Source organism: Mesorhizobium sp. CNPSo 4689, from assembly GCF_057784325.1.
Map to the genome: position 1 here is coordinate 1 of NZ_JBWLUZ010000048.1, position 23,911 is coordinate 23,911.

A 23,911-nucleotide genomic window follows, 5' to 3' on the forward strand; every position below is an offset into this window, starting at 1 on the left:
CGCGTCGACGGCGTGAACTTGAAAAATGCGCTTGGCCAGATCAAGGCCCACGGTGGTAATCTGCATGGCGGATGGCTCCTTAGCTCGGGTTGCCTGACAGCAAACCCACTGTGGCACTGTGATGCCGGGAGCGGGAGCCATCCACCTCACCTGCTTTCAGGAAACGGCAAAAGTTATCTCTACGACCGACATGCGGCGCAAAGCTGCCGATCATTAGTATTTCCACGCGGTAGCCGCCGATTCTGCGATTGCGGCTTGCGAGGAATAGGCGTGGGCAGGCGAGGCCGCTATTCTGCGCTTGATTTCATCGGTCCTCGATGCTCTGACACTCTGGAAGCAGAACTAACGAGATCGAAGCGAAGGGAAAAGTCGCGCGCTGGTGCGCACTATCGCACCATGGCGTAGAAAAAGGCGGTGGCTCGCCGGGACCGACGAAGCAGCGAAATACGAATTCGCCATACCGCTACACCGAGACGCGCCATGGCCGCATCAAATGCGAAAACGTGATCGGGACCGCGCAGAAGCACTACGCCTTGCAGGTGCGCCACCATCGCTGCGGGATCGCGCCGTTGCTCTGGCGCAAGAGCGCGGCGAGGTGCGGACCCGCGATCTCACCGACATCGGCATCCCACGCTGCTATCTCTCTCGGATGTGCGAAGAAGGGCTGCTCGTGAAGGTCGGCTACGGGCGGTATTGCGCCGCTGCCTGGAAGGCGTGGCGCGGCACTCGGCGTCTTGGCTGGGTGCTGGGTGCGGTTCAATATGGGGATAGACGTAGCTAAATTTGAGTGTGAAGGCGTTACGGAACCATGCGGAACGATACGGGAAGACTTCTAAATTTTGGTCCACGAAAAACTCAATGAAATCAAAGGCTTTAGTACGCCCTCCGGGCCTACCATAACACCAGTCTAATATATTGATTTCTTTATATTTTTATCAACGGGCCCAAAACGTGGACTCGAACCCCCCTTCTGGAAAAGCAAACAGAGCACCACATTCCCCTATCAAGCCGGCGATGAAACGGGCTGCCAGAGGCTGCCTTTTCGGATGTCAAGGTGATCCATCACTCGGCGTCCTGATCTCACTCTCCAAGCAGATGGCACCCTGGCTACCGACTCCGGGCGAGTGGGTATGTTGTGGGCGGCTTTGACCGTTCCACCGATTCTTCGGGGAACTATCACAAGGCATACCACTGACGAAACGGCTCAGCGAGGTCGCGCACAGGCACGGCTGGATCGCCTACCTTTGTTCAGCCGCGCAACCAGCGAGGCGGTTATTGTTCGTAGACGAGGCCCTTGCGCCGTAAACGCTCGCGCATATCGTTGACATCGAGGCTCAACTTGCCGGTGGCGTAGAGCGCTCGCTTTTCTTCTTCCATCGCCTCGCGCTTGCGGGCGATTTCGAGGATCTTTGCAGCGGTTTCGCGCGGCACCACGCACACGCCGTCGTCATCGGCCACGATCACGTCGCCGGGCCGGATGTGGGCGCCGGCGCAGACGATCGGCACCTGGACATTGCCGAGCGTCTCCTTAACGGTGCCCTGCGCGCTGATCGCCTTCGACCAGACCGGAAAAGCCATGGAGCGCAGCGTCGAGACATCGCGCACGCCCGCGTCGATGATCAGGCCCCTGATGCCTTGCGCCCTGGCCGACTCGGCCAGCAGGTCGCCGAAATAGCCATCCTCGCAGGGCGAGGTCGGGGTGACGACGAGGATGTCTCCTGGCCGCGCCTGCTCCAGCGCGACATGGATCATCCAGTTGTCGCCCGGCGCGACTTCGCAAGTCAGCGCGTTGCCGCCGATCCTGGCGCCATCGTAGATGGGGCGCAGCCGAGCCGCGAGCAGGCCCGTCCGTCCCTGCGCCTCGTGAACCGTGGCCACGCCAAGCTGGCCAAGAGCCTCGCAGGTCTCGATCGGCGTGCGCTCGGTCTTGGTGACGACTCTGGCCATCGGTGTTTCTCCCGGAAAGATGAGGCGCGGCCTCTGGCCCGCGCCCGAACGGTGATCATTGGGCTCGCTAGCGCCCTTGCGCCTTCAGTCGCATATCAAGCCTTGGATAGACCTTGCGGGCATTGCCTTCGAACACGGCCCGCCGCTCGGCTTCGCCGAGCGAAAGCGCGTCGATGTAGCGCCGCGTGTCGTCGAAGTCGAAGCCGGTTTCCGGGTCGATGGCCTTGACCGCTCCGAGCAGTTCGGACCCGAACAGGATGTTGGCCGGACCAACGACGCGGAACAGCGTGTCGATGCCTGCCTGGTGATAGACGCAGCTGTCGAAGAAGACGTTGCGCAACAGGTGCTCGCCCAGTCCGGGCCTGTTCAGCATCATCGCCAGGCCGCGATAGCGTCCCCAGTGATAGGGCGCCGCACCACCGCCGTGTGGAATGATCAGCTTGAGATCGGGAAACGCGCTGAACAGGTCGCCCTGGATCAGCTGCATGAACACAGCGGTATCGGCATTGATGTAGTGCGCGCCGGTCGTGTGCAGGCATGCGCTGCAGGAGCCGGAGACATGGATCATGGCCGGCACCTGCAGCTCGACCAGCTTTTCGAAGAGCGGGTACCAGTAGCGGTCGTGGATCGGCGGCGCCGACCAGAAGCCACCAGACGGATCGGGATTGAGGTTGCAGCCGACGAAGCCGAGCTCGGCGACGCAACGCTCGAGCTCGGCAAGGACCGGCTTCAGGTCGCCGCTCATCGATTGCGGCAACTGGCATACGCCGGCGAAGTTGGCTGGGAACATGTCGACGATGCGGGCGATCAAGTCGTTGGAGATGCGCGACCACTCGGCATTGGTCTCGGCGCCGCCGATATGATGGCCCATCCCCGAGGCCCGCGGCGACAGGATGGTCACGTCGGAGCCTCGTTCGCGCTGCAGGCGCAGCTGGTTCTGTTCGATCGTTGCCCTGAGCACGTCGTCTGCAATGCCGGGATAGGCGGGCCTTGCGTCGCGCGCGCCCTCGACGAACTCGACCTGCGCCTTGCGAAAGGCATGATGGTCCTGCGGTTCGCTCGTGTAGTGGCCGTGGCAGTCAATGATCATTTCGATTCTCTTCGCGACGCGATCCGGCAAGCGGCGGACGCTGAAGTCCGCCGCTGCCGATTGCCACGCCTACGGTTCGAGCACGTAGTTGGTGAAGCCGCCGTCACCGGAAGCGACACCGTTGATGGCCTCGTTGATCTGCTCGAGCGGATACGTCCTGGCCTCCAGCACCGAGAGATCGATCGTGCCGGAGCGGACCATCTCGGCGATCTCCATGCCCTCGGCCGTGGTCAGCCAGGCCGAGCCGATCAGCTCCATCGAATTGTCCATCCACCACTTGGTGTTGAACAGCATGTCGCTGCCGGTGCCGCCGATGTTGACGATGCGGCCGCCTCGCCTGACCCCCATCATGGCGTCCTTCATGGCATTGACGTCGGCGACTGCGCCGAGGCAGTCGAGCATGAAGTCGGCGCCAATACCGTTGGTCTGCGAGCGGACCCAGTCGGCGACCTGGCCGTCCTGGTTGGAGAATGTCTGGACCCGGTTCGGGGCAAGCTGCTTCAGCCGCTCGAGCAGGGGCTTGCCACGGGCCACGGCATAGACCGTCGAGACACCCATGGCGAGCGCGAAGAGAGTGGCGCCGACGCCCAGCGTGCCCGTCGCGCCGTTGATGATCAGCGACTTGCCGGTCGGTATGCCGAACTTCTTGATCGCGGAATAGGATGTGCCGAGGTAACCCATGCGGGCGGCCTGAGGAAAGGTCATAGTGTCGGGGATCTTGACGATCGCATTCTGGGGCGCACACATGAACTGGGCGAAGCCGCCTTCCGGATAGCGCTTGTAGATATCCAGGCTGTTCTTGTTGAAGCCGAAATAGCCATTGAAGGTGAAGTACTCGCACTTCGCCTGATGGCCGCTGACGCAGGCATGGCATGCACCGCAGGAGCGTAGCGGATTGACGTAGACGCGGTCGCCAGGCTTGATCGCCACGACCTGGTTGCCGACCTGGTGCACGATGCCCGCCGGGTCGAGGCCGAAGATCGCCGGCTTCATTGGCAGCGGCTGATGTGGGTACCAGGTTTCCCAGTTGTTCAGCACGTTCGCGAGGTTGGGCACCATCCCGCAGGCCTTGACCTCGACGACCACATCGGTGCCGGACGCCACCGGCTTCGCTACCTCCTCAACACGCATCGGCTCGTTCACGGCATGCAGCCGTGCCGCCCGCATCATGATCGTCATCTCTGTTCCTCCCAATATGTCGGTTCGCGGAGATGCCTCATTGACATTCTCATCGGACTGCAGATACCGTACAGTATCTGGATTGGGTGACGCAAGAGCCGATTACCACTGACGACAGCATTTGCAGGAGATCTCGGCGTATGCCGTGCCGGTTGGCCCGGCGAAGAACGCTTTCGCCGCGCGAACTTCGCTCGCTGAATGAGAGAACGTCGCGCCATCCAGGCAACAAGGACAGATGAAGGGCATCGAAGGCCCGTTCACCGTCCTACACGGAGGGATCAGTGCCGGAGTTTACGCTGACGCCAATCGATCTTCTGCGCATTCTGTGCGGGCTCTGGTTCCTTCCGCATCTCGTCGGAAAGATCAGGAACTTCGAAAAGGCGACGAAGACCTTCGAGGCCGCCGGACTGAAGCCTGGAAAGCCTTTCATCGTGTTGACGATAGTGCTGGAGGTTCTTGCCGCCGTTGGAATGGTGTTCAACATTCATCCGCGATGGGCGGCCGCGTGCGCTGTGGCTGTCTTGCTGGGGGCAGGCTATGCGGTGGTGCGTATCAATGGCCCGCACTGGCGCTGGCAGCTGATGGGCCCCGAATATCCGATTTTCTGGGCGCTTGCCTGTATTGTTTCGGCCCTCTAACCTTCGGTCGATTCGGATACCAAAGGTATCCAGATAATGGGCTGGAAGGACAGAAGATGGCACGACTAACACGCGAACAGAGCCAGGCTCTGACCCGCGAGAAGCTTTTGCTGTCTGCGAGCGAGGTCGTGGCTCGCGACGGCTACTCTGGCGCGACCATCGAACGCATCGCGGAAGAGGCCGGATATTCGAAGGGCGCCTTCTATTCGAACTTCGCCACAAAGGAAGAGATATTCCTTCAACTGCTTGAGCGCCATGCCGGCGGCGACGTGGTCGAACTCGCCGGCCTGCTCGACGGCTACGATGACCCGAAAGCGATCATCGACGCGATGTGCGATTGGGCCAATCAGCGGGCGAAGGACAAGCGGTGGGGAACGCTTGCCATCGACCTGCTGCGGATCGCCCGCCGGGACAACACGTTGGAAGAGCGGCATCTGCGCCTGTTCAAGGACCAGTGGGAGGGCTTGGGTCGGTTGCTGTCCGGAAAGCTCTTTCCTTTTGGTTCCGACATCGAACCACTCTATGTGGGCGGCGTCGTCCTCGAGCTGATCTATGGCGGCCTCTCCAGCTTCATGAAGGACGATTCTCCGGGCGAGATGGTAAGAGCTACACTCACCTCGATGCACCAGGCCCACCTCTACCGCCACACCAAGCACCAAGCCTCCCGCAAATAGGCGTTCCAGGCCTCTGGCTCGTTCTGGTCGACGGGCTTTCCGGCAGTCACGACGCCGGTACGATTTGTGGATCGGGCGCGGCCAGCACTGTCCGCAACTGTTCCACGAGCTGCTCGGCCTCGCCTGAATCCGCGGCCGTGCCGAAAACCACATGGTCGGGCCGCACCAGGACGGCGCGTGCACGCTTCGACGTCAACCAGTCCGCCAGCACGCGGTCTTCTTCCACCAGAAGCGAAGGATAGGATCTATCCTGCGCCACGCGATGCACGGCGACGCCCGCCTCGCGCGACTTGTCCAAAAGCCTGGGCGAGGGGTCCATTTCACCGGCGATGAGAAGCTGGAATCCGGGTGGCAAAGCGTCGTCGAGCCGCATCCGGTCGAAAGGCCCGACGACCCACGGCTGTGGACAGGGCTCGCCGGCTCCGGCTATCGACGACCCGTCAACGCCACTGGCGACAAGTCCATGACGGATGGGCGGAAAGAGGTTCTGCCGGACCTGGACACCCTGGCCCGCGTGCATGGCCGCTACCATCTCGGCATTGCGGGCGCGGGCCTTGCCGGGATCCAACTCGCAGATGACTCTTCCCAGCCGCTTCGTGATCTCGATAACCTCACGTATGAATGGCCTGCGCTCGGCCTGGTAGGTGTCGAGCAGGCGCTCTGATCGGCCGCCGATCACATAGGCCAGCTTCCACGCAAGATTGGCTGCATCCTTGATGCCCTGCACCATCCCCTGTGCGAGAAATGGCGGGGTCATGTGGCAGGCATCGCCGGCAAGAAAGACGCTGCCGACCCGCCACTGCTGCGCAACAAGAGCGTGGAAATTGTAGGTCGCCGAGCGCCAAAGCCTGGCCTGGTCCGGCCGAAGCCAAGGCGAAAGCAGCTGCCGGATCCGTTCCGGTCGATTGATCTCCGCCGGATTTTCACCCGGCAGGATCATGAACTCCCAGCGTCGGAGTCGATCAGGCCCGCGCACATATGTATGCGGGCGCGCGGGATCGCAGAACTGGACGTTGGTCTCCGGCAGCGCGACGTGCCCGTCCTCCAATATCATGTCCACCACGAGCCAGGGTTCGTCGAAGTCGAGGTCTTCCAGCGCGACGCCCAGCCTGCGCCTGACGAAGCTCGCTGCGCCGTCGCAACCGACGACATAGCGCGGGGTGCGCTTTGAGCGTTCGCCGCTCACCTTGTCGTGCAAGGTGAGGACCGGTCTATCGGGGTTCTCGAGGTCGACAAGCTCCGTTGCGGTGCGTAGCGTCAGGTTGGGGAACTTCTTGCCGTTGGCGCGCAGAGCCCGTTCGAGCTCCGGCTGAAGGAAGGTCATATAGGGCGGCCAGGCAAGCGGGCAGGGCTCGGAAGGGGACTCGAACCGGCGCAATAACACGCCGTCGGCGGATCTGTATTCCGATGGACGATATTCCCCGGTCGCCGCGGCAACGGCGTCGGCCGCGCCTATGTTCTGGAAGACCCGCATCACCTCGTGGTCCATGCCGATCGCGCGAGGCAGAGCGTAGACGTCGTCAGCGGCATCGATGCCTTCAACCCGAACTCCTGCTGCCGCAAGAAGATTGCACAAGGTGATGCCGACCGGGCCGAGCCCGACCACCATGACGTCCGCTTCATCCTGCGTCATCTAGGGATACCCCTCTGGCCGGACTCGGTGCGGCTGTCGCGCGGCATCACTGCAGGAAAGCCGGCACCGCGAGCCCCAGCCGAACGGCTGCATCGGCGAGATTCCCCGCGGTGCCCTTCGCCAGCGGGATGCCGTTGGCCATGCGCTCACGCCCGGTCTGGAAACCGCGTTCGCCGGGTAGTTTCACGCCATCGGAGCCGGCTGCCGGTTCGAGCGCATGGATCGCGCTGGCGAGGCTGTCCACCGAGGCGAGAAAGGACGATGTGTCGCCGAAGGCCGCCGGATTGATGGCAAGCATAAGGCCATTGAAGCCGCCTTTCTTCTCACCGCGCAGGAACGGCGCGATGACGGCGTTGCCCACCAGCACGCTCGACAGAACTTCGATCATCAACGACAGGCCGGATCCCTTTGGGCCGGCCATCGGGAGTATGGCTGCCACCGCATGCGGGTCCTGCGTTTCGACACCGTTGGTGTCGATCGCCCAGCCCTTGGGGATCGGGTTGCCGGAATCCTTCGCCGCCATGATCTTGCCGAGCGCGACGGCGGCCGTGGACATGTCGAGCACGATCGAATCGGCGCCACCAGGCCGGGGAACGGCGATCGACAGTGGATTGGTCGACAACGCCTCGCCCTTTGCACCAAAATAGCTCATGAGCGGTCTCGATGCGGTCATGGCGATGCCGATGAGGCCGCGGCCGGCCAGTTGGGTCGTGAAGTAACCGATTGCGCCGGCATGTGATATGGCGCGGGCGCCGCACCAGCCGATGCCGAACTTTTCCGCCAGGTCGCCGGCCTTGCCGGCCGCGTGCATCATGGCGCCGGCGCCCGGCGCCTTTGCGTAGTCGAAGACGCAGGTCGCTCCGAATTCCCGGATCAGCTTCGGCTGTTGCCCGGTGCGGACGACGGCGGTCTTGATCATCTCGATGTAGCGCGGGATCCTGAGAACACCGTGAGAATCCGCGCCGCGCAGATTCGCCCACACCAGCAGCCGCGCGGTCTGTTCCGCCTCGTCCGGCGTATAGCCGGCAGCATGCAGGAGCGCGGTCGCAAAATCGGTAAGTTCGGTTTCCTGGACGACGGGCATGCCGAATGTCTCCTGGTCTGGCTGCGCTGACCTCAAGCTGCCGGCGTTGCCGGGAAGAATTTGTCGAGCCAGCCCTTGATCATCATCCTGGTGCGCGGCGCGTCCTCCGGGGCGAGCGGGAAGTGGGCAGTGCCCGTGATCAGCATCAGCTCGGCTGGCTGCCCGGCCTTCTCGAACAGGCGGATGGATTGCTCGGTCGGCGTGATGATGTCGTCGGCGGTATGGAAGAACAGGGCCGGCCGCGGCGCGATGTTGGCCACCACGTCATCCGCCCTGAAGTTCATCATGCTCCATGCCGTCTCGGTCGGGATTTCCATGATTGCCTTGGGCGACAGGTTCTTGCGCAATTTTTCCGGGATCGGCACGGCGTCGAAGCGCGAGATCCACATGCTTTCGCCCGTTGTGCGCTTGTGCTCACGTCCTTTCTCGAGGAGACCCATGAAACGCTCCCAGGCCTCCGGCGTGGGATGCTGGCCGCGAAACTTCCGTTCGCCGTGGCCCCAGCCACATGAGGAGATGACGCAGGCGAACCGCTCGTCGACCCCGGCTGTATAGACCGAAACCGCGGCGCCGAAGCTGTGGCCGGTGATGCCAATTCGCTTCGGGTCGATCTCGGGACGCCTGGCGAGGAAAGTCAGCGCGTTCTTCGCGTCAGCGACCTGATCGAAGCAGCGCACCTGGGCGCGCTCGCCCTCGCTCTCGCCGCAGCAGCGGAAGTCGAAGCGCAGCGCGGCATAGCCGAACGCTTCCATCATCTCCGCCTGGATCTGGGCGTGCGACTCGTCCTTGGAACCGACGAAGCCGTGGCAGACGATGAACGCCGGAAGCTTCTGTCCCGGACGGTGGCTGTCGGGAATGTGCAGAATCGCCGACAGTTTCAGGCCGTCGGATTCGAACGTCAGTTTTTCCTGCATGGCAATCTCCTTTCGGAAGCGGCGCCCCACCCGGTCGAGCCGCGTCACTTGATTCCTTGTACGGTGTGCCGAAGCGCGGCCGGCCGCCGCGCCTTCCCGATCAGTCGACCCTGGCGAATGGAAAATGGTGCTCGCGCCATTCCTGAGGGGCGGGAGAACCCCAGACATTCATCTGGCGGACGTTTCCTGGGCGCTCCAGGTTGGCGATGACGTTCGGCACGAAGTGGGCGTCGTCGGCTACCGTGTGCATGGCGCCGGAGCACTCGACGATCGCGCCGCTGGCATCCAGGTAGTAGGCGTAGGTGTTGTCGCCTGGACGATGGCGGCCCGGCCCCCAAAGGACTTGGCGGTCGAACCCGTCGAGAATGTCGCCGAGCCGGCAGTAGTCGCTGAAGTGGCTGAATTCGAAGGAATAGTGGTGAAGCCCGATCGGGCCCTTCACCAGACCCAGAATGTGATGCTGGCGGTTGCCGCCGTGCATCCAGCTCAGGGCTTCGTTGACCATGCGCTCGGTGAGCTGCATGCCGCAGATTTCGGAGAGCTGCCGCCTAGTGACGACCGGGTCGGGCGTGATGAGATTGATGTGGTCGAGCCGACGCGGCTTGATGCCGTTGGTCGGGTAGCGCGGATTGTACATGTCGTCGCGCGCCGGGGTGTGAACCTCGAAGCGCAGTCCTTCCGGCGTTGCGAAGGTCACGCCGGCATCGCAGCAGGCCAGACTGGGTTCGCGCGAGAGCACACGGCAGCCGGCGCCGTCCACACGCGAGGCGGCTTCCGCGACAGCCTCGGCGGTCAGGGCTTCGAGCCCGATCGTGTGGCAGGAATTCTCATCGGATTGGAGAAGCACGAGCTCGGCCTTGCGGCCGTTCGAGCTCAGCCATGTCTCGCCCGCCGCCTGTTTGGTGACGCGCAGCCCGAGAATCTCCGTCGAGTCATGGATCATGGCCCCGACGTCACGGACATTCAGCTTTATGTGACCGACCCCAAATACCAGGTGCATCACTATCCTCCTCTTGCGGTCGCAGCATGGCCTTGGCGACCTCCTTAGAGCAAACTCAGCCCGAGGGCAATAATTTTCGAAAAAAATGTATTATTACGAAATATCAGGAACTGTCTGAAGCCACCGTGTTTCGCAGCGTCCCAATCCCCTGGATCTCGATCTCGACCTCATCGCCAGGGAAAAGGAACTCCGGCGGATTGCGGCTCGCGCCGAAGCCTGATGGCGTGCCTGACACGATAACGTCGCCAGGGTCGAGCGGAGCGAAAGTCGAGATGTAGGAGATCAGCCAGGGGATGTCGAAGATCATGCGGTCGATCGCCATCGACTGCTTGGTCGCGCCGTTGACCCGGCTCTCCAGAAGCAGCCGCGCCGGGTCCGGGATCTCGCGCGTGCAGACCATCCACGGGCCGAACGCACCGCTTTGGTAGAAGTTCTTGCCGGGCGTGAACTGGCTCGAGTGTTTCTGCCAGTCGCGTACGCTGCCCTCGTTGAAGCATGCATAGCCGGCGACGTATGCCATCGCTTCGGCGCGCGCGATCTTGTGGGCGCGGCGGCCGATGATCACCGCCAGCTCGCCCTCGAAATCCAGCTTCTCGGAAGCCGCCGGCTTCAGGATCGCGCTTCCATGACCGACCTGTGCTTCCGCGTGCCGCGTGAACAGCAGCGGGAACTGCGGCGCCGGTTTGCTATCCTCGTGGAAGTTGGTGGCGACGCAGAAGATCTTGCCCGGGTTGGGAATCGGAGGGAGCAGGCTGACTTCGGACAGCCGGATGGCTTCGAGATCGCGCTCGTCGGGCGCGAGGTCGGGAAACCGGCTCTCGAGATAGGCTTTGAGATCCCGTGGCGCGCCAGGAACGGAATCCAGGCGCAGGATCGTTTCACCTTCGACGATTCCATAGCCGGCATCAAAGTGATCAACGAAAGAAGCGAATTTCAAAGGCTCACCCATTTGGGACGTGCCATGAAGGCAGGTACCTCTTGCTCAGAGTAAATCGGATTTTCGAAAATATGCAAGTCGTCGGAAGGCGGTGGCAGAGCGAGCCGATCTCGAGCCGAAATGGCCTGATTGCTGATTGGGCGTGCTACCGGATTTTGCTCGTCACGATAAAGTTACGAAAAAAGATTGATATTTCGAAAAAAATGTGCGACCACCGATCTGGCCTCGGGAGGAGGCCCATGTGCACGACGAGAAGCTCGGCATGCACTGGTTTGAGCGAACGGGAGGTATCGACGTGACAGCAATTCCGCAGACGATGAAGGCCGCGCGCATGCACGAGATCGGCGGCCAGCTGAGGATCGAGGAAGTGCCGGTCCCGAAGCTTGGGTCGATGGACGTGCTCGTTCGCGTCAGATCGTGCGGCATCGTGCCGAACCTCGCCAACATCCTGGCGATGTGGCCGACCTGGTTTCCCCACATGCCGCAGCCGCCGCTGCCAGCGATCTTCGGTCTTGACCCGACTGGCGAGATCGCTGCGGTCGGCAGCCAGGTCCACAATCTGAAGCCTGGGGATCGCGCCTACGTTAATCCGGGGCGCTCCTGCGGCTCTTGCCGTCATTGCCGGCGCGGCGACACGATCTCCTGCCGCCACTATGCCTTCCAGGGGTATTTCGGCTTCAGCCATGACGCGCTGCAGACATTTGGAGATTACCCGGTCGGCGGCATTTCCGAGTACATGGCCGCTCCGGCATCGGCGATCGTGGCGCTTCCCGACAACATGACCTTCGACCAGGCGGCACGGCTCGGCTACATGGGCACTGGCTATTCCGCTCTGAAGAAGGCGCAGGTCGGTCCCGGCGACACGGTCCTTGTCAACGGCATTTCCGGCACGCTCGGCATATCGATCGCGGTGTTCGGTCCGTCGTTCGGGGTCAAGAAGCTTCTCGGCACCGGTCGCGACAGGAAGTTGCTGAAGGAGATCGAAGCGCTTGCTCCCGGCATTATCGAGACGCATTCGCTGGACGACGGATCGCCCGACGAATGGGCCCGTTCCAGGACAGCGCATGGCGAAGGGGTCGACGCCTTCATCGACTGCAACGGGCCGGGCACGCCGCAAGAACCTTTCCTGGCGGGTCTCAGGGCGCTGCGCCGCGGCGGTATCGCCGTCGACATCGGCGCTGTGATGGGCGCGGTTCCCATCGACGTGCACATGATGATGGACCGCAACCAGCGTCTTATCGGTTCGGCATGGTTGACGACATCCGAGGGCCAGGAAATGGCTGACCTCGTCGGGATCGGCAAGGTCAGCTTCGACCTCCTGGAAACCCATGCGACGCCGATGGAGAAGGTCAACGAGGCCATTTCGGGCATTGCCGTGCGTCATGGTGGCTTCTCGAATTTTGTGATCCATCCATAGTTGAATGCATCGTAGTATGCTGATACCGAATGGTATCTGAGTTATTCCTTGGGAGGATAAGACATGAGCATTCGCCGCGTCGTCACCGGAAAGAACGCCGCAGGAAAATCGGTATTCATCAGCGACGGCGCCTCGCCGCGCGAGATGGCGCTGCGGCACACGCCCGGTTTCGTTTCTTCCCCGCAGTGGAAGGTCGACGGGCCGCCGGACCTGGCCAAACGGGGCGGTGCCGATCCGATGGCAAGCGAGGGCACGATGCTGGCTTCGGTCGGAGGATCGGTGTTCTGGATGATCACCTTTCCGCCGGACAGCGTGATGATGTCGCCCGACTGGAAGCCCGAACTGGCGGGTCCGGAGCACCTGAAGGCCGCGCCTGGCATCGCCGAGTGCTTCGAGATGGACAATCCCGGCATGCACCAGACGCCGACGGTCGACTACGTGACCGTCGTCAAGGGCCGGCTTGTCCTCGAGCTGGACGACGGCAAGACCGTTGAGCTGAAGCAGGGCGATACGGTCGTGCAGCAGGGCGCGCGTCATGCCTGGCGCAATCCCTTCGACGAGCCCGTGACGGTCTCGGTCGTCATGCTTGGTGCGACAACGGCATAGGCCGCGTCGCACGCACCGCCCACCGGCACTCCGTTGGGCGGCGCCGACGTCTCTCCGGGCCTACTGTCGGTACTGTCGGCCCGGTAAGTGGTCGGCTCCTCCTGCCTCGTGCGCGTCCCCGCCGCCGAGGTTTTTTTCGGCGACCTCTGCAAGTATCTGGCGGGCCCAGCGGTGCAGACCTGAGTGGTGCGTACGCTCGGTCCAGTAGATGTCGACCTGGATGAAGACATCCATCGGGAAAGGGCGCAAGGCGAGCCTGTCCGACAGGCGACGCGCCAGCCGATACGGAATCGTCGCCACCAGCTCCGAGCCTGGAATAAGCCGCTCCAGTATGTCGTGGCTCGACACGGTGACCTCCGGCTCCATCTCGACGCCGGTTGCGCGCAGCGCGGCGAAATAGAGCGCCTCCCAGCGTCCGTTGTGCGTGACCGCGACATGACGCGAGGCGCAGTAGCGGTCGAGCGTCAGCGTTCCCCGCGCCAGCGGGTGCGCCGGGTCCATGACGCAGGCGTAGTGATCGGTGAACAGTTTCCTGCGGTAGTAGATGTCACCGAGGATCGCGACCGGTCCCAGCACGATGTCGCATGTGTTCTGCTTCAACTGCTGCTTGCCGTCGACGGCAGACTCGAAGATGTGGATCGTCGCTTTCGGCGCCTCCTTCTGCGCCCGGCGCACGAAGTCGGGAATGACGAACATGCGCTCGTGGTGGTTACAGGACACCGTCACGCTTCCTTCGGCCGTGGCTGGGTCAAAGCCCGACGGCGAAGAAAGCGCGGCCATCTGCTCAAGGATGCCGCGCGCCTGCTGGGCGAGCTGTTCGCCCTTGTCGGTTGCCACGATCGAATTGCCCTGGCGGACGAACAGCGGATCGTTGAAGGCCTTTCGCAGCCTCTTGATGGCGTAGCTTATGGTGGACTGGTTGACGCCAAGAAGCTGGGAGGCGTCGGAAAACGAGGCGCGATCCTGGACAGCAACAAGCGTCTGCAAGGCCGCGAGGTCAACACTGGCAAGCTCGTCGGGCAGCACGGCCGTTCTCCTCCATGCAAATTTTCGATGACCTCTATCTAACTCATCGCATTGCTGAATACACGTGGATTTCGTACCTCGTTTCCCGACCAGGGAGGAAACCATGTACGAAGCCGTGAAAGTGGTCGACGACGTCTCGTTCGAAGACCTGCTTGCCAATCCGTATCCAGTCTTCAAACGCGTCCGCGACCTCGGGCCTGTCGTCAAGGTCGAGGCGGCCAACATCATGATGGTCACGCGCTTCGACGACGTGATGGCCATCGAACGCGATCCCGAGACGTTTTCCTCCGTCAATCCGCAGTCACTGCTGAACACGGTGATCGGGCCGAACCTGATGCGCAAGGACGGCGAGGACCATGCCCGCGAAAGGGCGGCAATGGATCCGAGCCTGCGTCCCGGCGTGGTCAAGCGGTGCTGGGCCGACCCCATGCGGGCCATCTGCGACGACGTCATTTCGCAGATCGAGCACAAGGGTGAGGCCGAACTTTTCGAGGAACTCGCCGCGCCGATCGCGGCGCGCTCGCTGGCCGACATACTGGGTTTCGACGGCGTCGACTGGCGGACGATGGCGCTATGGTCGCAGTCGCTGATTGACGGTTCCGGCAACTACTCGCACAACCCGGAAATCGCGCGCAAGGCGAAGGAGGCAGCCAGCGGCGTCGAGAGCGCCGTCGACAGGATGCTGCCCCATCATCGGCACAATCCAAATCCTTCGATGCTGTCTTCGATGCTCCAGGCTGATCCTGCGCAGACGGTCGAGCAGATCTACGCCAACATCAAGGTCGCGATCGGCGGCGGACTGAACGAGCCCCGCGACTCGATCCTGACGCTGATCCTGGGCCTGTTGCAGAACCCGGACCAACTCGCGCGCGTTCGTGCCGAGCCTTCGCTCTGGGGGCAGGCCTTCGAAGAAGCGGTGCGCTGGATCTCACCGATCGGCATGTACCCTCGCCGTTTGACCCGCGATGTCGAGATCTCGGGCACGCTGGTCCGCGAGGGCGAGCAGGTGGGTCTGTGCGTCGGCGCCGCCAACCACGACGACCGCCGTTTCAGCGATCCGGAGAAGTTCGATGTCTTCCGGGAGAAGAAGTCCCACCTGGCGTTCGGCGCCGGATCGCATTTCTGCGCCGGCACGTGGGTGTCGCGCGCGCTGGTGAGCCAGATCGCCGTGCCGATGGTGTTCGAGCGGCTGCGCAATCTCCGGCTCAAGGATCCGGAACTCGTCCGCATCCGCGGCTGGGTGTTTCGTGGCCCCACGCACATGCCCGTTGTCTGGGACGCTTGAGGGAGAGAGTCATGCCAACGATCAGGTTCCTTTCCGCGGACGGCGCGGAGCTCGCCGTTGAGGCCCAGAACGGCCGCAGCTTGATGGAAACCGCGCTTGAACACAGCGTTGCGGGCATCATCGCCGAATGCAACGGCTCGGCAGCCTGCGCCACATGCCATGTCGTGCTTCCCGAGGAAATCATGTTGGCGCTCGGACCGATCAGCGAGCATGAAAACGACATGCTGGACTTCGCCGAGGCGCCGCGCGAACCCGGAAGCCGGCTGAGCTGCCAGATCAAGGTCAGCGACGCGCTGGACAATATTTCCGTCCGCGTTCCGGCCGCCTAGCGGTTGAGGCTGATCATGTCCCTTGACGCCGATCATCCCGCCGCGGCCAGGCCTGGTAACGAAAGCAGGATCGTCATCGTCGGTGCCGGGCAGGCCGGCCTGTCCACGGCCGAAAAGCTGCGGGCGAATGCCTTTGCGGGATCGATCACCCTGATCGGGGAGGAGCCGGATGCTCCCTACCAGCGTCCCCCGCTGTCGAAGGCCTATCTTCTGGGCGAACTTGAACGCGACCGGCTGAAGCTGAAAGCGGAGGACTGGTACGCCAGGAACCGCATCGCGTTGCGACTGGGGACGCGCGTCGCATCCATCGACCGCGCGCGGCGGCGTGTGTGTCTGGCCGATGGCGCCATGCTTGACTACGATCGTCTGGTGCTCGCAACCGGGGCCACCGCCCGAAAGCTGCCGCAGGCGATTTCGCGCGGTCTTGCGGGCATCTTCACCATCCGCACGCTCGCCGACATCGATCAATTGCGGCCGACGCTCGAAAAGCACGGCAAGCTCCTTGTCATCGGCGGCGGATATATCGGGCTCGAGATCGCCGCCGTCGCGCGCGGGCTCGGCATGACGGTGGATGTGGTGGAAGCCGCCGATCGCCCGCTCGCGCGGGTGGCCTCGGCGCAAACCGCCACAGCGGTCGAGGCGCTCCACCGCTCCAGGGGCGTGGCGTTTCATCTCGGCAAATCGGTGGGTGAGTTGCTGGGCACGGACCGGGTTTCCGGCGCCAGGCTCAGCGATGGCACGATCGTCGCCGCCGATGTCGTCGTGGCGGGAATCGGTGGCATGCCGCAAACGGCGTTGGCGGCTGAGGCGGGTCTCGCCATCGACAACGGCATCGCCGCCGACGCGTACGGGCGCACGGGCGACCCCTTCATCTGGGCCGCCGGCGATTGCGCCAATTTTTCCTTGCCCGAAGGGGGGCTGCGGATGGAGAGCGTCGGCAACGCGATCGACAGCGCCGACCTGGTCGCCCGCAACATCATGGGCGCGCGCCAGCCCTACAGACCAAAGCCGTGGTTCTGGTCGGATCAGTTCGATCTCAAGCTGCAGATCGCCGGCCTGTCGCGGCCGGACGATACGGTGGTCGTCAGGCAGGGGGCGGGACCGGGACGGTCGCACTGGTACTACCGCGAAGGGCAGCTCGTCGCGGTCGATGGGCTGAATGCGCCGCGCGACTATCTGATCGGCAAGCGCCTCCTTGCCATATCGGCCAGCCCCGATCCCGCTCAGGTCGCGGATCCGGTGTTGGCACTCGAGGTCTTGGCGAATGCCGCGAAATGAGGCTGCGCCCGGGCGAGGCAAAGGCCTTTCGTGTCGCCTGCGGCGGACAAATAGGATGAACCGGTAGACTTCTCGGCATTGACATTCGTTAGCGTATCCACATACTATAAAGTATCTTAAATGATGCACTGCGGAACCGGTTTTCCGCAATGCGGCCAATCAGAAACGTTCGGGGCCAACGTCGGCACCACGGGCTGACCGAGAATATCGTCACTGGGAGAAAATAACGAAAATCTGTAAGTTTACGAAATTTGCTGGATCGCCGGAGGAAAATGGCCTAAGCAGTTTCGCTAGGGGATCGGTCGACCAACTCGCTGGGAGGCGAGGGGAGGCCAACACAACCAGAACTGGGAGGAATTTCGATGTTGCGACGCAGTTTCAACGTACTCATGCTTTCGGCGGCCCTGGCTGCCGGCACGTTCAGCGCGGCCTTTGCGCAGGACCCGGTCAGAATCGGCGTCAGCGCATCCAAGACCGGTCCGCTTGCGGGCGGCGCGTCAGGCGTGCTTTGGCCGAACATCAAGCTGTGGGCCGAGAAGGTGAACAAGGCCGGTGGCCTCAAGGTCGGCGATCAGATGAGGCCGATCGAGATCGTCGAATATGACGACAAGTCGTCGCCGGAAGAGGCGGTCAAGAACATCCAGCGTCTGGCCACCCAGGACCAGGTCGACCTGATCATCCCGCCCTATTCGACAGGCCTCAATCTCGCGACCGCTCCGCTGATCGCGAAATATGGCTACCCGCAGATCGTCTCCACCGGCAATGCCAACGATCTCGATCAATTCGTCAAGCGCTGGCCGAACACCTTCTGGCTGCTCGGCCCGGCGCAGGGCATCGCCGACGGCATCGTCGGCACGCTCAAGGATCTGCGCGACGGTGGCAAGATCGGCAACCGCGTCGCAGTGGTCAACGTTTCCGATGCCTTCGGCCTCGAGATGATCAAGACCGGCAAGCCCGCGCTCAAGCAGGCCGGCTTCGATATCGTCTACGAGACCTCCTATCCGCTTGGGAACCAGGACGTCGCTCCGGTGATCGCCGGCGCCAAGGCGGCCAACCCCGACGCCTTCGTCGCCTATTCCTATCCACCGGACAGCTTCGCTCTCACCGAGCAGGCGCAACTGCAGAAGTTCGACGTCAAGGCGTTCTTCGTCAGCGTCGGCGGCAATCTCGACGGATACGGAAAGCGCTTTGGCGCCGCGGCCAACGGCATCCTGATCATGGGCGGCGTCAATGCGAGCGATCCCGTCTTCCAGGCCTACCGCAAGGAGCACCTCGCGGTGACGGGTCAGGAAGCCGACTGGTGGGCGAGCCCGGTGGCCTATGCCAGCCTGGAGATCCTGCAGCAGGCCGTCGAGCACGTCGGCAGCCTGGACAAGCAAGCGCTCAACAAGGAAATCCAGTCGGGCACGTTCAAGACCGTCATCGGCGATGTCCACTTCGACAACAACATCAACAACAACAACTGGACGGTCGGCCAGTGGAGCGATGGCGTCGTGCATGGCGTCAGGGCGACCGGCAACCTCCAGGGCGCGCAGCCGCCGGTGCTCAAGCCCGCCTGGCCCAGCAACTGATCCGATCCTCCCCAGGGGCCTGGCGTCCTTGTGACGCCGGGCCCGTGACTGCGAGAGTACAATGCTCATCCTGCTGACAGGCTTGCTCCTTGGGGGCACCTATACGCTCATCGCGCTCGGGCTCACGCTCCAGTACGGCGTGGCGCGGATCATGAACCTCGCCAATGGCGAGACGCTCGTTGCCGCGTGCTTCGTCACCTTCTGGCTGTATACGGGCTTCGGGATCAATCCGCTGCTGGGCCTGCTGGTGATCGGCCCCGGCGCCTTCGTCGTCAACTGGCTGATCTACACCTGGCTGATGCAGCCACTGGTGAAGCGGGCCAGGAATCGCGGCATGCTCGAGGTCGATTCGATCCTGGCGACCTTCGGACTGCTGTTCCTGTTCCAGGGGCTGATGCTGCAGGCATTCGGCGGGTCCTACTTCAACTACGAGTTCCTCGCCCAGCCCTTCTCGATCATGGGCGACTCGTTCGGCCTGAACCGCGTCGTGGCCTTTGTCGCCGCCGCCGTGATCGCCACGGCACTCTACGTCTTCCTCTATCGCACCGACCGCGGCACGGCGGTTCGCGCCGTCGCCGTCGATCCGCGCGCGGCGAGGCTCGTGGCGATCGACGTGCGCAAGACCGCGGCCTTCGCCTTTGCGCTCGGAGGAGCGATCACGGCCTGCGCTGGTACACTGCTGTCGACCTTCTACACGTTCAACACGTCTATGGGCGTGATCTTCACCATGAAGGCGCTGATCATCGTGATCATGGGCGGTGTCGGCGACGTGCGCGGCGCGGTTCTTGCCGCTCTCGTCCTGGGCGTGACCGAGACGATTGTCGCCAGCCTGCTCGATCCCGGACTGACGCTGGCATCAAACTACGCCCTCTTCATCGTCGTTCTGCTGTTCCGGCCGCAGGGCATCTTCGGAAAGCGGCCGGCATGATGAACATCCCGCGCAACGAGCTCCTGGCTCTTGGCGCCGGCCTTGCCGGCGCGGCCGTGCTGGCCTTCCTCCCCCTGGTGACCGAGGGGTTCTGGCTGTCGCTCAGCGTCAACATCATGCTCTATGCCGCCATATGCACGGCCTGGGCGCTCTTTTCCGGGCCGACGCATCTTGTCTCGCTGGCGAGCGCCGCCTTCTTCGGGGTTGGAACCTATTCGGTCGCGATCTTCATCGACGTCCTGCCTTTCCCTGCGCTCATCCTCATCGCGGTCGTCGCCGGCGCCTTGCTGGCCACGCTGGTCGGATTGGCGACCCTCAGGCTCTCAGGGGTCTATTTCGTGATCTTCACCCTCGGCCTTGCCGAACTCCTCGGCCAGATCGTGACCTGGGTGCAGACCAATTTCGGCGGCACGATCGGGCTCTACGTCTTCACCGATTTCACCGAGACGCATCTCTACTGGATGCTGCTTGCGCTGACGGTTGTCGTCTTTCTGACCGGCTGGCTCATCAACAGATCCAGGCTCGGCCTGGCCTTGCGCATCATCGGCAATGACGAAGCCGTGGCGCGTCATGTCGGCGTCGACACCGCTCGCGCCAGGATCATCCTCTTCGCCGTTTCAGGGGCCTTCATTGCCGTGGCCGGCGCGATCATGGCGCCCCGCTACAGCTACATCACACCAGATGCGGCGTTCAATCCGATGACGTCCTTCCTCGTCGTCATCATGGCGCTGCTCGGCGGCACGCGCCGGCTTTGGGGACCCCTGGTCGGCGTCGTTCCTTTCACCGTGGTGATGGACTTCATCTCGGGCCACTTCCCGAACCAGACGGCGGTGATCATGGGACTCGCATTTCTGGCGATCGTCTATGTGCTTCCCGACGGCGTCACGGGACAGCTGGAAAGCCTGTTCCGCCGTCGCCCAACCGACAAGAGCTTGCTGACGACGACTGTCGAGGAGGGCAGATGAACGTTCCTCTCCTGACCATCAATCGGATACGCAAAGCCTTCGGCGGCCTTGTCGCCGTCAACGACGTAAGTTTCGAAGTCGCCAAGGGCGAACTGTTGGGACTGATCGGCCCGAACGGCTCGGGCAAGACCACGATGCTCAACCTCATATCGGGGGCGCTATCGCCGACGTCGGGCAATATCCTGCTGTCCGGTCAGCCCATCGCCGGGCGTCCGGCCCACAAGATCGCCCGCATCGGGGTCGCCCGAACCTTCCAGCTGGTGCGCGTCCTGCCGTCGATGAGCGCGCTGGAGAACGTCGTCGCCGGCGCTGTCTTCGGGCACAACAGGCTCTGGGGCGCCGAGGCGCTTGCGCTCGCCCGCGATCTGCTGGAGCGGGTCGGGTTGAAAGGCCGCGAGGAGGTTCCCGTCGCGGCGATGACCTATATCGACCAGAAGAGGATCGAGCTCGCCCGTGCCCTTGCGGGGAACCCTCATGTCCTGCTGCTCGACGAATGGCTCGCCGGCCTCAACCCGAGCGAGTTGAGGGTCGGCATAGAACTCATCCGCGAGATCAGCGCCCAGGGCCGAACGATCATCATGGTCGAGCACGTGATGGATGCCATCCGTTCGCTTTGTTCACGCTGCGTGGTCATGAATTCCGGCACGAAGATCGCCGATGGCAGGTCGGCCGATGTCTTGGCCGACCCGGAGGTCGTCCGCGCCTATCTGGGAGACGACGATGCTTGAGGTGTCCAATCTCGGTGTCCGCTACGGAAGGCACGTCGCGCTCGAAGGTGTGTCCGCGCGCGTTTCCAAGGGCGAGATTTGCGTTGTCCTGGGCGCCAACGGCGCTGGAAAGTCCAGCTTCCTCGGCGCCGTCGCCGGGCTTGTCGGGACGGAGCCCGGCACAAGCATCGTCATGAACGGCAAGCATGTCACGAAACTCGACGCCCATCTGATGGTGGAGGAGGGGATCGCGCTGGTTCCGGAAGGCCGCGGCATCTTTGGCGAACTCACCGTGGTGGAGAATTTGCGGCTTGGAAGCCATGCCAGGCGCGCGAAAGCCGGTGCGGGCAAGATGCTTGATTTCGTCTACGGCCTGTTCCCCCGGCTTGCCGAACGCCCTCGCCAACTGGTGCAGACCATGTCCGGCGGCGAACAGCAGATGGTCGCGATCGGCAGGGCGCTGATGTCCAAACCGGACATCCTGATGCTGGACGAGCCCTCTCTCGGACTGTCGCCGCTGCTGTCCAAAGAGCTGTTCAAGTCATTGGCCGCCATCGCCGGCGAAGGCTTCGGCATCCTGCTTGTCGAGCAGAACGCGCGGCTGAGCCTCAAGACCGCCGATCGCGGCTACCTCATCGAGACCGGAAGGTTCGTCGGCGAAGACACGGCGCCAAACCTGCTCAAAGATCCAAAGGTCATGAGCGCCTACCTCGGCGACGCCGCCGCGGCGGCAGCGCATTAGCGCACTGCCGCACGCCAACACATCTGCTCCACGAATGAGGATGCCCCATGCGCTTGCTTGAAACCGAGATCGTCATCGACGCGCCGCCGCAGACCGTGTGGGCCGTGCTGGACGACATCGGGCGTTACCCCGAATGGAACCCCGCCCTGCCGGCGTTGCGCGGGCGCACGACCGTCGGTCAGCGCGTCGTCGGAACGCTGCGCCAGCCCAATGTCCCCGAGCGCGAGGTCACGCCGACCATCACCCGCATCGTGGGCGCGCGGGAACTTCGCTGGCTGAGCCAGGCGCCTGGCGGCGTGTTCAGCGCGGAACACATTTTCATCCTGGAGCCGACCGAGAATGGCGGCACGCGGGTACGCCACAACGAGATATTCGACGGTCCGATGGCTGACGAGCGCTGGCCCAGCATCGATACCAACCTGCGAACGGCCTATCACGACTTGAACCGCGCGCTGAAGGCACGCGCGGAAGCGTTGCGCGGCGAGACGGTCGAGCTGCACCCGGCCGTCGAGCGGGATATATCGGCTGCGCCGGTCGGCGCGTTCACTGCGCGCTGCAAATGTGCCAGCGAGCCGGTGGAGATCGCGGTGGATCAGGCCGTGGCGCACAATCACCTGTGCGGCTGTTCGAAATGCTGGAAGCCTGCCGGTGCCGCCTTCGCGCAGATCGCGGTCGTGCCGGCGGGCTGCGTCGAGGTGAAGGCGCATGGCGACAAGCTCGAGGCCGTGGACGCCACGCAGAAAATCGAACGCCACCGCTGCAGGTCCTGCGGGACGCATATGGTCGGCAAGGTGTCCGATCCGGATCACCATTTCTATGGCCTCGAATTCGTGCATCCCGAACTGGCGACGGATGAGCGCCAGCCGAAGATCGAGTTCGCGGCCTTTGTGTCTTCGCTCGTCGAAACCGGGATGCCGGCGACCAGCATGGCCAGCGTGCGCGGCTCGCTGGCGGAGGCGGGGATTCCCGCCTATGACGCGTTCTCGCCGGAACTGATGGACATCATCGCCTGGCACAAGGTGAAGCTCGCGCAGGCGGCCGGCGTATCGTGAGCCGTGAAGAACCGGCCTGTCGTTCGCAGGCCGATGTCGTCGAAATTGGAGAACACACATGAAAACGCGCGCCGCTGTCGCTGTCGCCGCCGGAAAGCCGCTGGAGATCATGGAGGTCGACCTCGATGGTCCGCGCGATGGCGAGGTGCTGGTCGAGATCAAGGCGACCGGCATCTGCCATACCGATGAGTTCACGCTGTCGGGCGCTGATCCCGAAGGCCTGTTTCCAGCCATCCTCGGCCATGAGGGTGCCGGCATCGTCGTCGATGTCGGCAAGGGCGTCACCTCGGTCAAGAAGGGCGACCATGTCATTCCGCTCTATACGCCGGAATGCCGGCAGTGCCCGTCCTGCCTGTCGAGAAAAACCAATCTGTGCACCGCGATCCGCGCCACGCAGGGGCAAGGCTTCATGCCCGATGGCTCGTCGCGCTTCTCGATCGGCAAGGACAAGATTTTTCACTATATGGGCTGCTCGACCTTCTCCAACTTCACCGTGCTGCCGGAGATCGCGCTGGCCAAGGTCAACCCCGAAGCCCCCTTCGACAAGATCTGCTACATCGGCTGCGGCGTCACCACCGGCATCGGCGCGGTCATCAACACGGCCAAGGTCGAGCAAGGCGCCACCGCCGTCGTCTTCGGCCTCGGCGGCATCGGCCTCAACGTCATCCAGGGCCTGAAGCTCGCTGGCGCCGACATGATCATCGGCGTCGACTTGAACAACGACAAGAAGGCCTGGGGCGAGAAATTCGGCATGACGCATTTCGTCAATCCGAAGGAGATCGACGGCGACATCGTCCCGCATCTGGTCAACATGACCAAGCGCGGTGCCGACCAGATCGGCGGCGCCGACTACACCTTCGACTGCACCGGCAGCACCAAGGTGATGCGCCAGGCGCTGGAAGCCTCGCA

The 23,911-nt window shown here is 63.2% G+C and carries 24 protein-coding genes; 15 read left to right on the plus strand and 9 right to left on the minus strand.

The annotated features are described in order from the left end of the window. Window positions 1-493 precede the first annotated feature (493 nt). Entirely contained in the window at window positions 494-781 is a 288-nt protein-coding gene (locus AC04SI_RS30515) for a type IV toxin-antitoxin system AbiEi family antitoxin domain-containing protein (RefSeq protein ID WP_404284654.1), read from the plus strand. A 491-nt stretch (window positions 782-1,272) separates the two neighbouring features. On the opposite strand, the gene AC04SI_RS30520 is transcribed toward AC04SI_RS30515, so the two are convergent. The 3 genes from AC04SI_RS30520 to AC04SI_RS30530 all read right to left on the minus strand — a co-directional run bounded on the left by AC04SI_RS30520 (window position 1,273) and on the right by AC04SI_RS30530 (window position 4,216). Further along, the gene (locus AC04SI_RS30520; protein WP_488475520.1) at window positions 1,273-1,947 is read right to left on the minus strand and encodes a 4-carboxy-4-hydroxy-2-oxoadipate aldolase/oxaloacetate decarboxylase; all 675 of its coding nucleotides are present in this window, start codon (window positions 1,945-1,947) and stop codon (window positions 1,273-1,275) included. 67 nt (window positions 1,948-2,014) lie between these two features. Continuing rightward, window positions 2,015-3,037, minus strand: a complete 1,023-nt coding sequence (locus AC04SI_RS30525) for an amidohydrolase family protein (protein ID WP_404284650.1) — start codon at window positions 3,035-3,037, stop codon at window positions 2,015-2,017. 69 nt (window positions 3,038-3,106) lie between these two features. Next, entirely contained in the window at window positions 3,107-4,216 is a 1,110-nt protein-coding gene (locus AC04SI_RS30530; RefSeq protein WP_404284648.1) for an alcohol dehydrogenase catalytic domain-containing protein, read from the minus strand. A gap of 281 nt (window positions 4,217-4,497) precedes the next feature. Here AC04SI_RS30530 and AC04SI_RS30535 point away from each other — a divergent pair, with 281 nt between their 5' ends. Next, entirely contained in the window at window positions 4,498-4,854 is a 357-nt protein-coding gene (locus AC04SI_RS30535) for a DoxX family protein (RefSeq protein WP_488475521.1), read from the plus strand. A gap of 56 nt (window positions 4,855-4,910) precedes the next feature. Next, the gene (locus AC04SI_RS30540) at window positions 4,911-5,528 is read left to right on the plus strand and encodes a TetR/AcrR family transcriptional regulator (protein ID WP_404284644.1); all 618 of its coding nucleotides are present in this window, start codon (window positions 4,911-4,913) and stop codon (window positions 5,526-5,528) included. Window positions 5,529-5,574: 46 nt separating this feature from the next. On the opposite strand, the gene AC04SI_RS30545 is transcribed toward AC04SI_RS30540, so the two are convergent. The 5 genes from AC04SI_RS30545 to AC04SI_RS30565 form a co-directional block, all read right to left on the minus strand. Then, window positions 5,575-7,161: a bifunctional 3-(3-hydroxy-phenyl)propionate/3-hydroxycinnamic acid hydroxylase gene (locus AC04SI_RS30545; RefSeq protein WP_404284642.1), complete on the minus strand. Its 1,587-nt coding sequence runs from the start codon at window positions 7,159-7,161 to the stop codon at window positions 5,575-5,577. Window positions 7,162-7,207: 46 nt separating this feature from the next. Beyond that, entirely contained in the window at window positions 7,208-8,245 is a 1,038-nt protein-coding gene (locus AC04SI_RS30550; protein WP_404284640.1) for an Ldh family oxidoreductase, read from the minus strand. Between the two features lie 32 nt (window positions 8,246-8,277). Beyond that, entirely contained in the window at window positions 8,278-9,159 is an 882-nt protein-coding gene (locus tag AC04SI_RS30555; RefSeq protein ID WP_404284639.1) for an alpha/beta hydrolase, read from the minus strand. Window positions 9,160-9,259: 100 nt separating this feature from the next. Next, window positions 9,260-10,159: a VOC family protein gene (locus AC04SI_RS30560; protein WP_404284637.1), complete on the minus strand. Its 900-nt coding sequence runs from the start codon at window positions 10,157-10,159 to the stop codon at window positions 9,260-9,262. A gap of 103 nt (window positions 10,160-10,262) precedes the next feature. Continuing rightward, a complete protein-coding gene (locus AC04SI_RS30565; RefSeq protein ID WP_404284636.1) occupies window positions 10,263-11,096 on the minus strand; it encodes a fumarylacetoacetate hydrolase family protein in 834 nt (277 codons plus the stop codon). 262 nt (window positions 11,097-11,358) lie between these two features. On the opposite strand from AC04SI_RS30565, the gene AC04SI_RS30570 reads away from it, so the two are divergent. After that, window positions 11,359-12,513: an alcohol dehydrogenase catalytic domain-containing protein gene (locus AC04SI_RS30570; RefSeq protein ID WP_488475526.1), complete on the plus strand. Its 1,155-nt coding sequence runs from the start codon at window positions 11,359-11,361 to the stop codon at window positions 12,511-12,513. 63 nt (window positions 12,514-12,576) lie between these two features. Further along, on the plus strand, window positions 12,577-13,119 hold the full coding sequence (locus AC04SI_RS30575; RefSeq protein ID WP_404284634.1) for a cupin domain-containing protein: 543 nt from the start codon (window positions 12,577-12,579) through the stop codon (window positions 13,117-13,119). Between the two features lie 60 nt (window positions 13,120-13,179). Here the strand turns inward: AC04SI_RS30575 and AC04SI_RS30580 are convergent, their stop codons facing one another. Further along, the gene (locus AC04SI_RS30580; RefSeq protein WP_404284632.1) at window positions 13,180-14,145 is read right to left on the minus strand and encodes a LysR family transcriptional regulator; all 966 of its coding nucleotides are present in this window, start codon (window positions 14,143-14,145) and stop codon (window positions 13,180-13,182) included. A 103-nt stretch (window positions 14,146-14,248) separates the two neighbouring features. On the opposite strand from AC04SI_RS30580, the gene AC04SI_RS30585 reads away from it, so the two are divergent. The 10 genes from AC04SI_RS30585 to AC04SI_RS30630 all read left to right on the plus strand — a co-directional run. Next, on the plus strand, window positions 14,249-15,430 hold the full coding sequence (locus AC04SI_RS30585) for a cytochrome P450 (RefSeq protein ID WP_488475522.1): 1,182 nt from the start codon (window positions 14,249-14,251) through the stop codon (window positions 15,428-15,430). A gap of 11 nt (window positions 15,431-15,441) precedes the next feature. Further along, window positions 15,442-15,759, plus strand: a complete 318-nt coding sequence (locus tag AC04SI_RS30590) for a 2Fe-2S iron-sulfur cluster-binding protein (RefSeq protein WP_404284629.1) — start codon at window positions 15,442-15,444, stop codon at window positions 15,757-15,759. Between the two features lie 15 nt (window positions 15,760-15,774). Beyond that, window positions 15,775-17,037: an NAD(P)/FAD-dependent oxidoreductase gene (locus tag AC04SI_RS30595; RefSeq protein ID WP_488475523.1), complete on the plus strand. Its 1,263-nt coding sequence runs from the start codon at window positions 15,775-15,777 to the stop codon at window positions 17,035-17,037. 362 nt (window positions 17,038-17,399) lie between these two features. Further along, window positions 17,400-18,608 (plus strand): amino acid ABC transporter substrate-binding protein, encoded by a 1,209-nt coding sequence (locus AC04SI_RS30600; protein ID WP_404284626.1) that lies wholly within the window; start codon window positions 17,400-17,402, stop codon window positions 18,606-18,608. Window positions 18,609-18,669: 61 nt separating this feature from the next. Next, complete coding sequence (locus tag AC04SI_RS30605; RefSeq protein ID WP_404284624.1) at window positions 18,670-19,536, plus strand: branched-chain amino acid ABC transporter permease; 867 nt, start codon at window positions 18,670-18,672, stop codon at window positions 19,534-19,536. Further along, on the plus strand, window positions 19,533-20,501 hold the full coding sequence (locus tag AC04SI_RS30610; RefSeq protein WP_404284622.1) for a branched-chain amino acid ABC transporter permease: 969 nt from the start codon (window positions 19,533-19,535) through the stop codon (window positions 20,499-20,501). Before AC04SI_RS30605 ends, AC04SI_RS30610 begins: the two co-directional genes overlap by 4 nt. Further along, window positions 20,498-21,229, plus strand: coding sequence for an ABC transporter ATP-binding protein (locus AC04SI_RS30615; protein WP_404284620.1), 732 nt, complete (start codon window positions 20,498-20,500; stop codon window positions 21,227-21,229). The genes AC04SI_RS30610 and AC04SI_RS30615 overlap by 4 nt, the downstream gene beginning before the upstream one ends. Further along, a complete protein-coding gene (locus AC04SI_RS30620; RefSeq protein ID WP_404284618.1) occupies window positions 21,222-21,950 on the plus strand; it encodes an ABC transporter ATP-binding protein in 729 nt (242 codons plus the stop codon). The genes AC04SI_RS30615 and AC04SI_RS30620 overlap by 8 nt, the downstream gene beginning before the upstream one ends. Before the next feature lie 47 nt (window positions 21,951-21,997). Beyond that, window positions 21,998-23,002, plus strand: coding sequence for an SRPBCC family protein (locus AC04SI_RS30625; protein WP_488475524.1), 1,005 nt, complete (start codon window positions 21,998-22,000; stop codon window positions 23,000-23,002). Window positions 23,003-23,060: 58 nt separating this feature from the next. Continuing rightward, window positions 23,061-23,911, plus strand: an 851-nt coding sequence (locus AC04SI_RS30630) for an alcohol dehydrogenase catalytic domain-containing protein (protein WP_488475525.1), incomplete at its 3' end; no start/stop codon positions are given.